Below are 12001 nucleotides of genomic sequence, written 5' to 3'. Positions count from 1 at the left end.
CATAAATGGGCGCGCAACCCGCGCCCTTAGGAAGATAGTCCAAACTTGGCGACCGGCTCCGGCAGCCTGCCATTCTTCGCCATCGCTTCAATCCATGCAGGAATTTCCGGCACAGCGGAATGGTCCGGGTAATGTTTCTGCACATAAAGCAAATATTCCTTGGCCTTATCCGCTCGGTGCAGCCCATTCGCCAGGGTTCGCGCCATGACAATGATCGCGTCTGCGGCGTGCGCGGATTCTGGAAACCGGGAATTGAACCCCTGCAGCAACTTCAAGGTCAGCCTGAAGTCGCCGGAGTGATACAGACTCTGCGCCACGTTGTACAACAACGTCTCATCGTTGATCGTATAGTCCGGGAAATGTCCATAGAGCCCTCTCAGCACCAGCTTCAGCTCATGAATCCTTCCTGCGTCCGCCAACATCTGCAAAACAGGCTTTGACGTTTTCAAAAGCTCTGGCCAGGCGCTGGTCTCCAGCAGCAGTTTGTACAGCCGGTCCAGCACCACCAAATCATGCGGTTTGCGCTTGTACAAGTTGCGCAGCAGCCCAGCCGCCGCCTCATAACGCCCTTCCTTAAGGTTTATGTCAATTTCCGCCATCGCCAGCTTATCATTCCGCTGCGCCAGCGCTTCTGGATTCTGCGGCGGCGCATCAAGAGCTTCATCCGGCGCCAGGCCAAGGCGATGCTGATACTGAAACAACAGATAACCCAGCATATTGAAGATCACCAGCATGAAGTAACTGGAAATAAAACCCGCTAGTGGAAAGCCCAGGGTTTGGGAAAAGTTGCTCAGTACAAAATCCTGCGCCGCGCCTAGCCCCAGAAACAGCAGAAGCAGATAGCCATAAAGAACGAAATACGGCCAGCCAATGCTGGAGATGAATCCGATCAGACGCGTCGGATGCAAGGCATCCACCACATTGCCTTCAATCGCCAGCAGCATGATGCTGGCTGGCAGAACCAGGGCTGAAAACGCAACCGCCAGAATCATCAGAAAAGAGCCGCCCCATATGCCGGAAACGACAATGAGCGCGCCGAAGGCAATGAAGATCAAGGTCTGCTGAATGACCAGCAATAACCCGCCGCCGCTGAATGCGGACAACAGCTCAGGCGGCTTCAACACGCCTTTGGAGGTGGTCTCAATCACGCTATACATGTATTTGACCTGCGCGCAAAACAGGGCGATAGCGATGATCAGCGATATCAGGTCTTTACCCAACGCCAGCGGCACCAGGGTGCAGATGGCCACCAAAATCATGGGGTCCCTGGCCATGGGGTAGGCGAAGAAGTCGTTCAACCGCTGCCAGAACGGCGTGACCTCCGCCGCGGAGCCTTCCGCGGAATACCGCATGACTTGCTGACACAGGGGACAGGTCGCGGCGCCTTTGCCCGGCTTGACCGGAACGCAGCTACCGCAGAGTTGAACATGGCAACCCAGGCACTGCCAGTTGGCGCCATGGGTGGGATGATATCTGCAATAAACATCCACGCGCGTATATTTCCTTTTGCTAACTTACTACTTAACTCGTTTTCCAGACTCCTGTTAAAGGAGCGTATGACAACTCATTTTGCGACCGCATTGTCGCTGACACAAAGCCGTCAGACATGACCCACTCGGTAGAGGCGATTATTTCTTGCGCTTGCGTACGCGCTTGTTCGCCAATAACCAGCTTTCCAACATTAATTGTGGGTTCAGGTTGCGCTGCTCCACCAGAGATCGCTTTATTTCGATCAGTTCAGCATAGAGTGAAACCAGCTGCTGCGTATCCAGACGCGCGCCTACGCCCGCCAACGTCGCTTCCGTCTCGCTCCCCTCGCCCGCACTTACCTGCGTGGCGGTCAGCAATTGTTTCAGCCAGATAGCCAGCCAATCCGCCAAACGCTCAAGATCGAGCTTGCTCCAGGTTTCCGCCAGGGTGAACGCATCCACGCGCCCTTCCAGGTAGTTGAGCCAGTCCGCCAAGACTTCCGCCCGTAACTCCAGTATGTCCTGACTGTGCCATGCCAATGCGGTCAAAGGGCGACCGCCAGCGCTTTCCGTCAAACTATAGGCGCGCTCTTTCGGCACATCCAGTTGAGTCAGCCAATTCACCACAGACTCTCTATCCGGCGCAGCCAGCGTATATATCTGACAGCGGCTGCGAATCGTCGGCAGCAGCAGGCTGATTTGTTGCGAAACCAGCAGAATGACGGCGCTGGCGGGCGGCTCTTCCAGTGTTTTCAGAATGGCGTTGGCGGAATAGGCGTTCATCGCCTCCGCCGGGGTCAGCACACAGATTCGGCGACGGGAGATTTGCGGCTTGGCGTAGATAAAGTCTCCCAGTCCACGCACCTGGTCAATTTTTATGGCTTTGGCGCCGTCCTCTGGAGCCAGCCATTGCAAATCAGGGTGCGTCCCTGCTTCTATCAGCTTACAGGAACGACAATCGCCGCAGGGACGTTCAAGACGCTGAGCCTGCTCACAAAGGAGGAATTTGGCGTATTCAGAAGTCAGGCGATTCTTGCCAACGCCGCGTTGTCCCGCCACTAAAATAGCGGAAGGCACTTTATCGTTGTGCGCCAGCCCCACCCAGTCGCGCCAGGTTTTGTTGAGCCAGGGAAGTTGATCCAGAGATATTTCCGTCGATTCGGACATTAGTACTCGATATTTGGTGCTATTCAGTTTTTGTTTATCGGGCAGACAAGTAGCGTCTAGCTGACTGCCACCTACCTGGAACAGCAGTACCTGTAGATATCAGGCCCGCCTCCCGCGGCATGCCGTCGCGCAGGCGCAAGCATGTGCGAGACTATTAATCACGCCGACCTCGTGAAGGTCGTTTCGGCGACTCAAGGATTCAAAGCCAGTTGCTTGATATCCCGTTTCAGGCGGCGCACTCTGTCTGGACTGCCGCCCGCGTCATCCGCATACAGGTTTTGCTCAAACTCGCTGAAAATCTGCCGTAGCAATTTACGCTGCCGCGGCCACTTTTTAATCGCCAGGGCCAATGCCTGCCCAGGCGTCAGGCCCGCATCCAGCAACAACCCCTTCTTGTTCATTCTATTCAGCAGAGATCGATACAAGCGCACCATGGGATCGCCTTTATTCCGCCGCCACTCCGCCTTAAGGGTCAGTAATGACAGAACGAGAAAGACCATCATGGAGACGCCTGCGAGTATCATCAGCATCGTCTTCATGTCGCTATCGCCAAACCAGCGTTTGAAGAAACTGCTTTGCTTCTCCTGATCGTAGTTGACGACCCATTTCTGCCACATGTAATTCATGTATTCCAGATTATTGGTCGCCCAGGCGAAGACGCCGATATGGTTATATCTGGCCAGGGACAACGGCGTATTTTGCAGGAATGTGCCCTCTTCCGCGACGGCGTCTCTAATGCCCGACTCCACCCTTTGCGGCGCCACCGCCGCCGTCGGATCGACACGCACCCAACCGCGTTCAGGCAGCCATGCTTCCACCCAGGCATGGGCATCATACTGATGCACCACCAGAAAGCCACCCTGCTCGTTCCACTCTCCGCCCTGATACCCGGCGAGCACTCGCGACGGGATATTGGCCGCGCGCAAAATGAACGCCATCGTACTGGCGTAATGCTCGCAAAAGCCGCGACGCGTGTCGAAGAAAAACTCATCGATTCTATTCGGCGAGGTCAACAGCGGCGGCGATAGCGTATAGGCGTAGGGTTCCTGATTAAAACGCGTCAACACCGTCTTTATAAAGGTTCCGGCGTCAGGCGTCGTCTCACGTAATTGTTTGGCCCATTCAGCAGTACGGGGATTGGAGCCCTGCGGCAAACTGCTGAAACGGGCGAAGCTTTGGGCGCTTTCTCTATATTCCTCAGCTTGATTGATGACGCGATACCACTCTGGCGACTTCACGTCTCGCATAAATCTCACCAGCTGGTCCGGCGTTGAGAAAGGCGCGCCCCGCGCCACCTTGGCGTCATCCAGCGCAAAGCCCCATTCACGATTATGGGGCTCCAGCAGCACCTCATAATCCCATTGCTCAGTCTGAGTTCTGGCGCCCGGTCTGACCGCGCCTTGGCGGTCGCGATTGGTCTGACTGAATGACCGCTTCCAACTCGTACCGTCGTAGCGATCAAGGATCAAAGCGCGCCAGTATAGGTCCCGGTAGGCCGGTCGCGGTCCATTAAACACAATCCGAAACGCTCGCTCGCCTGACTGGGCAAGATTCGCCACATCTCCCGGCGACATGGTTTCATCAAGCCCAGTAAACGCGGTGGAGCTCTTCAGCGGCATCGCCCACAAAGGACCAAAGCGGGGAAAGAACAGATACATCACGATCAACAACGGCGCTGCAACCGCCATGGAGCCATACACGCCTTTAAAAGTAGCGCCAATGGAACGGGATTTAAGCGACTGGTTCACCGCCATCAGAGCAACAAAGCTCAATCCCATGGCGATGAATATATAGAGACTGACGAACAGGGACTGGGTGAACAGGAAGCCGAGGCAGAGCAAAAACAACGTCATGAAACTGAACAGGAAGGCGTCGCGCCGCTGGTTCAGCTCCAGCAACTTCAGCGCATAAGCCAACACAAAAAAGCCGACCGCCGTCTCCACCGTAAACTGCGCCTGCGTCGAGAACACATAGGCGACGGAGGTCACCACCATGACTCCGCCTTTCACCCAGGTCGAGGGCGCAGGCCATTTCCCCTGATACACCCGGGTGCGCCAAAACACGGACACACATGCGAATCCAAGCAGCCACACCGGCACGTGATTCCAGTGCGCGCCTGCGGCGGCGGCCAGAGAAAACACCATCCATACCAGCGCCCGTGTATCCAGTGCGGGAGACTCATCAAAACTTCGCTTAAACATGATCAGGATACTTCGCCAGCGCAGTCAGACATTTATTGCGATGCTCAAGACCTGAGCCAGGCCCGCACGCCCAACCGGGCATGCGTAATCCGTAAGGCGTCCCTTTTTGCTCCAGCTCCAAAATCTGGGCGCACAGCGTAGACAGGCGCAGCTCCGTCTCCATCCCCTGGTAGGCGTCAAAATCAATCCAATCCGGGTCTAATTCCGGCTGACTGAATTCCTTACTGTATAACTCCCCTTGCTGCGCGTACTTCTTCCAGGCGATACGGGTTAACGGCTCGCCGGGAACATAAGTGCGCAGGCCTGCGAAGTCCTCTTGCCCCACGATGTGCGAATCGCCTTTGCCTTCGCCCTCAGCCAGGGAAGCGCTCCACTTAAACTGAGGTTGCGTCGCCGGCCTGGGATAGACCAGCGCCTTGGCGTTCAGGTCCTGCCAGGACCAGGCGCGAATCAGCCCCATCGGATAGGTGGACGTAATCAGCATACGCCCCGGCGTCAGCCAGCCTCGTTTGCGACAGCGATACTCAATCACCGCGCGTCGCTGCCCATTCTGATCCAAGTCCAAAGTAACATAGCTGTCAGGCGTCCAACCGAGTTGCACCGTGGCCGCGCCATGTTCCGACGCCGACACCAGAAACTCAAACCCGGCCAGTTCGTCAGAGAAGCAGGAAGCCGCGCGATGAAAGCGAATAACCAGTCCCGACATATTGCGGTAGGCGATGAGGATATTGACCACGAAAATAGAAATAAGAAAGAAGCCTACGGCCAGAATCATGGAGTTCTGATAATTGATCCCGGTAAGAAGAATCAGTCCCGCCAACATCAAAAAGCCGACGCCCCAGCGCGTAGGCAACACAAAAATAGCCCGATGCGACAGCGTGGCTTCTTCTACCGGCGGCAGCCGCTTTTCCACCCACTTATCAATGCGGCGTCCGAGTTGACCGCCGATGCGCGCTCCTGATTTTTGCCGAATGCCGGTTGTCATAACACTACTACTTAACTTCTGTCCTTGTCTTTTGCAGGCCAGGGAAATACAGGCTTACAAAAATTAATCAAAATTCGCGCGATACAGTGGCTTTTGCGAATCAATCGGTTGAAAATGTAAGTATACGCAGTAAAACTGGATTCCACCTAAACGCTTGTGGCCGAACGCAATTATTTTTTCTCCACGCATGCTTTCGGCAGCGGGCCCATGAGAATCGGTTGTTGGAAAATTTACGTTTAACACGAAATTGTAAAACACGGCGCTGCTATGAACTACTCAAGGATTTTGCTCGGATTGGCCGCCACCGGCCTTGTTCTGACCGCCCGCGCGGAAGTCAAATCAATGACCAGCGGCGAGTTGACCGACACCTATATTAAAGATTCCACCATCATCGTTACCCCTGCTCCCAAGAAGCCGGAGAAAAAGCGGGTCGTCACCTACACCATCGGACCCGGCGAGCCCGTGAAAACAGAAGCTGAAGAACAGTCAGAACTGAACACCGCGTTGACGGTGGATCAGCAACAGTTTAAAGACTCTTCAGAAGCCGCCGCCCAAGTGATAAGAGAGCTTGCGTTTATTCCCTATACGCAACCAGGGCTGGCGGCACTGAGCGAACGTCCGCTGCCTCATCCAGATTTGGTGATTCCAGACGGAGCCTTCACATTCCAGCAGGTTCTATCGCCGTTGAATCCGGATATGGCGCAACTGCCCTACGGCGACCAGTTGAACCTGCAATCCAATGGCCAGCAGTTAACCATCACAATTGGAAACAATTTACCCGGCGTCGATAACATCATCATCCCTGAACGAATCCAGGGCGGCATGATTGATTTAGTTCCACGGGACAGCGGTGGGTTTGATCTGACGCTGACAATGCCTCAGCAGTAAAAGAGAAGCACAGAAGGCTCGCTAATACAGCGAGCTTTTTTGTTTGCGGAGTCATAAGAAACACCAGCCGGATGACAGATACTAACCGCTTCGGCAGATTATCAAAGCAGGCGCGCCAGACGCGGGCTTCCATCCCGGCCTAACGCCATCAGACATTTTCAGAACATCTTTATCGGCGACAGCTTATACGCATCCGCGCCGACATTAATAATATCCGTATTGATCGGGGCGTTGAGAATCACCAGCCCCTGCTTGGTAAGAAAAACCTGATCATCTATGTTCACAGAGGTATCGCTCTGCTGAATATCCAGCGGCATAAATCCTGTGCCAAACCCTACATTGGGCTGAAAGCTGAATATTGCGGCGCCACGGTCTTCAACGCCATCTCCGTTGGTGTCGATCTGGCCATAACGCAAAGGTAAAACGGCCGTAAACAGGTCAACGAGCGTCCCCGTGCGCGGGGTTCCAAAGGTCATCCCCTGCAGGGAGACATTATCATCGTGAACCGCCCCGTCGCTGGACGTCTGACCAGGATAAATAACTTCCCGCACCCCATCGGGGTTGGTGTAGGCGATCGCCTCATAGGTGACTTGACCGTTTATTTCGATAACGGGAGCCGCCTGCCCCACAACTTCGCTGAGCTGCTGATCGTTAATCGGTTTTAATTCGGCCATTACCGCCGTGGAGAACATCGCTGCGCAAACAAACACAGTCTTTTTCATACTCCCCTCCACACTCCTTACATCTCTAGAGCTGTTGTTACTGCTGGCGCTTAAGAGCCTTTCGCTCAGCGCGAGGCAGACGCGACGCTGTGCTCACTGAAGCCGTTGCGTGTATCGTCTGTCTGAGAAAGGATGATTTTTACTGCAGAACAAATAGATGCTTAAGAGATATTCACAAGAAAAGGCATCTCGAACGATGCCTTTTCCATCATCAATCGACCGACCGTCAGGTCCGCCCGGTATTAGTTACCGTGAACAACCAGCTCAAGGCCGTCCAGGTTCATACCGATGATTTCAACAGCGCCCATGCTGTTAACTTGACCCAGACCAGTCTGGTTCAGGTAAACACCCATGTCGCCTACGCGCATGTTGATGTCGGAGTTGGCGAAGGTGATGCCGATACCGCCCAGGTTAGTAGTGCCCAGAGTGGCTGCGTCAGCCAGGGCGTCGATAGTAACGTCAACGCTACCGTTGATTGAGATGTCTTTCGCGATGAAGCCGCCCAGTGCGCCAGTAGAAGCGCCCAGAGTAGCGTTAGAAGCGGAATCCCATGCTTCTACGTCAACTTCCCATTTGAACGCGTCGATGTGGATGCCAGCGTCAGTATCCCAGTCGCTGTCAGCGATTACAGCGATGTCTGAGTAAGTCAAAGAACCGAAGCCGGCTTCGATGACCAATCCGCTTTGACCGGAAACGTCCGCCAGTACAGCGTCGTCAACTGCTTTCAGTTCAGCTTGCGCAGCCAGAGGAGCCGCAGCGATAGCAGATACCAAAACTAATTTTTTCAGGCCTTTCATTAAAATTCTCCTAATGTTTATTTTTTTAATTTCAGGAAACTCTCGTGAGCTTCAGATTACCGCTCAATAATCAAACAAATTGTTTGACAACCGACCGAATAATTCTGAGCGATTGTTAATTTAGTTTACGCTTCATTGGTTTTCCGTGATTACTCTCACAGTTTCCATATTATTAATATGCGTCTAGAATTCCATTTAAAAACAAACAATTAGCGACTAAGTACAACCGCCTGAGCATCGTGAAACGTTTCGTTTTTGTTTGATTTGTGTTTCACAATCACGAGGCCAGTGTAGGGTTGTGTAACCGGCGAATCCGTGAATGAAATCACAGAAACCAGGCCGTTTGTTAAGAAGTGTTAACGGGTAGACACTATTTGGCCATCTGGCCTATATACGGTCCGACAAGGCCGCCAAAAAGCGCATCACAATAGATAAACATCCTTTTAAATTTCCTGCCAAGAGCCAGCCAAACGGTTAATTGCGACCGAACTGGAGGTCCAAACGCCGCCGCCAGCGACTTAAAAACGTGAGCAACTTCAAATATGCGCTCGCTAACACTACAATTCCGCAGTCTTTTGAGACCTCTCAAGCCAATAGACGTAAGACAATAAGAAGTCCGGCCGCGAAACACCGCCGTCCGAGCGCCTGAAAAATGGAAGCCGGAAGGTTAAAATGTCGGATTAATAAGCCAATGGCGCTTAGCGAGCGCCGAAAGAGGCGCTTTTTAACCAGGCCAATATTTGTTGATGTCAGTTTTCACCATTCCCTACGCAGACTATAACGCCGTCATTCACTTGCTATCTTCCCGTCCTGGCTTCTGTTGGCTGGACAGTCGAACTCAAGAGGGGCGCGCCTTTGAAATTATCGCCTGTGATCCGGAATGGATAGCCCGCAGCCAGGGTAACACCCACTTTCTCTCCCGTCCCGGCGAGACAGAGACGCCCATCTCCTATGCCGACCTGCTGGCGCTTGCTCAGCAACCCCGCGCCGCCCTTCCGACGCCCTGTTTCAAAGGCGGCCTGATCGGATTCATCAGTTATGAGTTTGGGCGCAACCAGTTGCTAGGCGACCGCAACTGGCGTCGCGATGCCATATTTCCATCCGCCTGCATTGGCGCTTACGACCATTACTTGGTCGTAGAACATGATAAAAAGACGATCACCGGCTTCGGAACGCCCGCTTTCCAGAGCCTGCTGCAACAAAACGCCCCCGCCACAGAAGCTTTCAACGTCACTCGGGCGATTGCTCCGGACTGGAGCTACGAGCAGTACGCAACCGAGTTCGACAGAATCAAGGAGTACATTCTCGCTGGAGATTGCTATCAAATTAACCTGACGCAACGCTTTTCAGGCGCTTACGCAGGCGATCCTCTGGAGGCTTATATAAATGTAAGGCAGGCGGCCAAGGCTCCCTATTCCGCCTTTTTCCGCAGCGGTCTTGGCGATCTGCTTTGCTTTTCGCCGGAGAAATTTCTGACGGTGAACGGTCGCGATGTCGTCACCAAGCCGATCAAAGGCACCCGCCCGCGCGGCGCCAGCGCCGCCGACGATTTTCGCCACATTGAGGACCTTACCTCCAGTCCCAAAGATCGAGCGGAAAACGTGATGATTGTGGACCTGCTGCGCAATGACCTGGGTAAGATTTCCAAAATCGGCAGCGTCAAAGTGGAAAAGCTCTGCGCGCTGGAGACCTACAGCAACGTTCATCATCTGGTCAGCACAGTGACATCCACCTTGCGCGACGACGTCTCACCTTTCGCAGCGCTGATATCCTGTTCACCGGGCGGGTCAATTACCGGCGCTCCCAAGAAGCGGGCGATGGAAATTATTGATGAGCTTGAGGGTCACGCCCGCAGCGCTTACTGCGGCAGCGTATTCTACCTGTCCAATGATGGCCGTATGGACAGCAATATCGCCATCCGCACCATGACCTGCAGACAGGGCGACATGCATGTATGGGGCGGAGGCGGCATCGTCGCGGACTCCAATTGCCTTGCTGAATACAATGAGTCTGTCGTAAAAATCAGACACATCGTCGAAGCCCTCGGCGGAGAGCTTCCCGGCAAACGCGAAGATTAGTCCGTCACCAGGCGACTGGCTTTGATAAATTCCGCTCGCAGCTCATCGTAGGTAAACACCGCGGGAAACTGCGGAAATTCAGTTATCACATTGTCAGGCGCATTAAACAGAATACCGGCATCGGCCTCCGACAGCATCGTGGTGTCGTTGTATGAGTCCCCCGCAGCGATAACACGGTAATTCAGGCCATGAAACGCCTGCACCGACATCCGTTTTGGGTCTTTCTGGCGCAGCACATAATTCGTCACTCTACCGCGCTCGTCGACTTCCAGGCGATGACATAACAATGTCGGCCACCCCAGCTTCTCCATCAATGGCATTGCGAACTCGTAAAATGTATCGGACAAAATCATCACCTGAAACCGACGGCGCAGCCAGGCGACAAATTCCTGGGCTCCAGGAAGCGGTTCCAATGTGGCGATAACAGCCTGGATGTCCGGCAGCCCATAGCCATGTTCATTAAGGATTCTTAATCGCTGCCTCATCAACACATCGTAGTCCGGGATATCCCGGGTCGTCGCACGTAAAGCGTCTATCCCAGTTTTTTCCGCGAAAGCGATCCATATCTCGGGTATCAACACCCCTTCCAAATCCAGACACGCTAGTTCCACGACTCACTCCTGTCATCTTTATTCGATTGAAAGTTACAGAAACAAACGTCTACGCCGCTCGTTTCAGGCGTGACGCAGCGCCCTACAGCAGCCCAGGCCAGTGCTGCTTTTCCTAAAAATCGCCTTAATCATAAGGGTTTAGCAGGGGGTTGCATATTCGATGAATAAAGCTAAAATCGATTAAAGATGTAAACAAGATTTCACATAAGTTTACGAAAAAAATAACAAGATCAAACTATAGAGGAGAGTCCGATGTACATCAGCGCAAAAAAGCTGGCTGGTCTGGTTGCGTTTAACGCGTTAGGGTTAACTCTGACGTTAGTTTTGGCGAATCAAATACTTTAAATCACCTCTAACTTGAATAATTAGTCACGTCCCGGTTTGCAGTCCGGGACGGCTGCCTGACGTCCCGAATCTATTGAAGACGCCCTCTCTTCTACTACCTATCTCATTCTCGCCACACGGCATTTAACTGAATTGCTTCGCCAGCGGGTATATCTTTGACCTGTTTGTGAACCTGGCCAGTTATAGAAAAGTGAACCTCTATATCCGCAAGTTCAAAGTTTTCCGCCACATAGTCGCCTCCCAGCACGGGCAGTTTTTTTGAAGCTATACAACATCCCAGGTTTTAACACCAAGCCTTGTTCCTTGAGCTGCGCGACGATAGCCGCCAAAAAGCACTCATTAACCAGATTCGTATCTCGCAGCTTATGACGAAAGTCCTCGTAGGAATCCGCCACTTTCTCATAGGTCCCATCGCCTGTGGATAACAAAAATACCTCTCCGTTGCGTTCCTGGAGATAAGCGTCGCCTGTGGAAGAAATCAAAATGGGTTGCGCGGCGTCTCCCACCAACCAACGCCAGTCACTTATGAGACAGCTCTTATCAAGGCGCTCGATATTTACTGTCAGATCATTCCAGGTTATCGACATATGACTTCCTTTATTATTGAGGGTTCAGTTACAAGTCTTTACAGTTAAACATGCAGACATAGTTAATCCAAATGGACTATACTAATTTTACGGTGGTGATAAACCCTTGCAGAAGCAGCCACCGACCGAATTAGGAGGCCATGAACGCCTC

At 53.1% G+C, this 12001-nt stretch carries 10 protein-coding genes; 2 read left to right on the top strand and 8 right to left on the bottom strand.

Features of this window, described 5'->3' with window-relative positions; genetic code table 11:
* Window positions 1-26: 26 nt before the first annotated feature.
* The 4 genes from KP814_RS04175 to KP814_RS04160 all read right to left on the bottom strand — a co-directional run bounded on the left by KP814_RS04175 (window position 27) and on the right by KP814_RS04160 (window position 5822).
* A complete protein-coding gene (locus tag KP814_RS04175) occupies window positions 27-1490 on the bottom strand; it encodes a hypothetical protein (protein WP_216735569.1) in 1464 nt (487 codons plus the stop codon).
* 138 nt (window positions 1491-1628) lie between these two features.
* Window positions 1629-2636, bottom strand: coding sequence for a DNA polymerase III subunit delta' (locus KP814_RS04170; RefSeq protein WP_216735568.1), 1008 nt, complete (start codon window positions 2634-2636; stop codon window positions 1629-1631).
* 191 nt (window positions 2637-2827) lie between these two features.
* On the bottom strand, window positions 2828-4837 hold the full coding sequence (locus KP814_RS04165) for a DUF3488 and DUF4129 domain-containing transglutaminase family protein (RefSeq protein ID WP_216735567.1): 2010 nt from the start codon (window positions 4835-4837) through the stop codon (window positions 2828-2830).
* A complete protein-coding gene (locus KP814_RS04160; RefSeq protein ID WP_216735566.1) occupies window positions 4830-5822 on the bottom strand; it encodes a DUF58 domain-containing protein in 993 nt (330 codons plus the stop codon). The genes KP814_RS04165 and KP814_RS04160 overlap by 8 nt, the downstream gene beginning before the upstream one ends.
* A 267-nt stretch (window positions 5823-6089) precedes the next feature.
* Here KP814_RS04160 and KP814_RS04155 point away from each other — a divergent pair, with 267 nt between their 5' ends.
* Window positions 6090-6710 carry a hypothetical protein gene (locus KP814_RS04155; protein WP_216735565.1) on the top strand — a complete coding sequence of 207 codons (621 nt, stop codon included), beginning with the start codon at window positions 6090-6092 and terminating at the stop codon, window positions 6708-6710.
* A 158-nt stretch (window positions 6711-6868) separates the two neighbouring features.
* Here KP814_RS04155 and KP814_RS04150 read toward each other — a convergent pair whose 3' ends face one another.
* Together KP814_RS04150 and KP814_RS04145 are read right to left on the bottom strand one after the other, a co-directional pair.
* On the bottom strand, window positions 6869-7432 hold the full coding sequence (locus KP814_RS04150) for a DUF6160 family protein (RefSeq protein ID WP_216735564.1): 564 nt from the start codon (window positions 7430-7432) through the stop codon (window positions 6869-6871).
* 242 nt (window positions 7433-7674) lie between these two features.
* The gene (locus KP814_RS04145; protein WP_127971576.1) at window positions 7675-8229 is read right to left on the bottom strand and encodes a DUF6160 family protein; all 555 of its coding nucleotides are present in this window, start codon (window positions 8227-8229) and stop codon (window positions 7675-7677) included.
* A gap of 746 nt (window positions 8230-8975) precedes the next feature.
* Between KP814_RS04145 and pabB the strand changes: the two genes are divergently transcribed.
* Entirely contained in the window at window positions 8976-10307 is a 1332-nt protein-coding gene (pabB, locus tag KP814_RS04140; RefSeq protein WP_216735563.1) for an aminodeoxychorismate synthase component I, read from the top strand.
* On the opposite strand, the gene thrH is transcribed toward pabB, so the two are convergent.
* Both thrH and KP814_RS04130 read right to left on the bottom strand, forming a co-directional pair.
* Window positions 10304-10918: a bifunctional phosphoserine phosphatase/homoserine phosphotransferase ThrH gene (gene thrH, locus KP814_RS04135; protein WP_216735562.1), complete on the bottom strand. Its 615-nt coding sequence runs from the start codon at window positions 10916-10918 to the stop codon at window positions 10304-10306. The genes pabB and thrH overlap by 4 nt on opposite strands.
* 557 nt (window positions 10919-11475) lie before the next feature.
* Window positions 11476-11850 carry a hypothetical protein gene (locus KP814_RS04130; protein ID WP_253938153.1) on the bottom strand — a complete coding sequence of 125 codons (375 nt, stop codon included), beginning with the start codon at window positions 11848-11850 and terminating at the stop codon, window positions 11476-11478.
* Window positions 11851-12001: the final 151 nt, after the last annotated feature.

Origin of the sequence: Hahella sp. HN01, from assembly GCF_018986435.1 — a bacterium.
In the GTDB taxonomy this organism is placed as follows: domain Bacteria; phylum Pseudomonadota; class Gammaproteobacteria; order Pseudomonadales; family Oleiphilaceae; genus Hahella.
The sequence above is the reverse complement of the archived record's forward strand: the minus strand, read 5'-3'. Positions and strand labels throughout refer to the sequence as shown.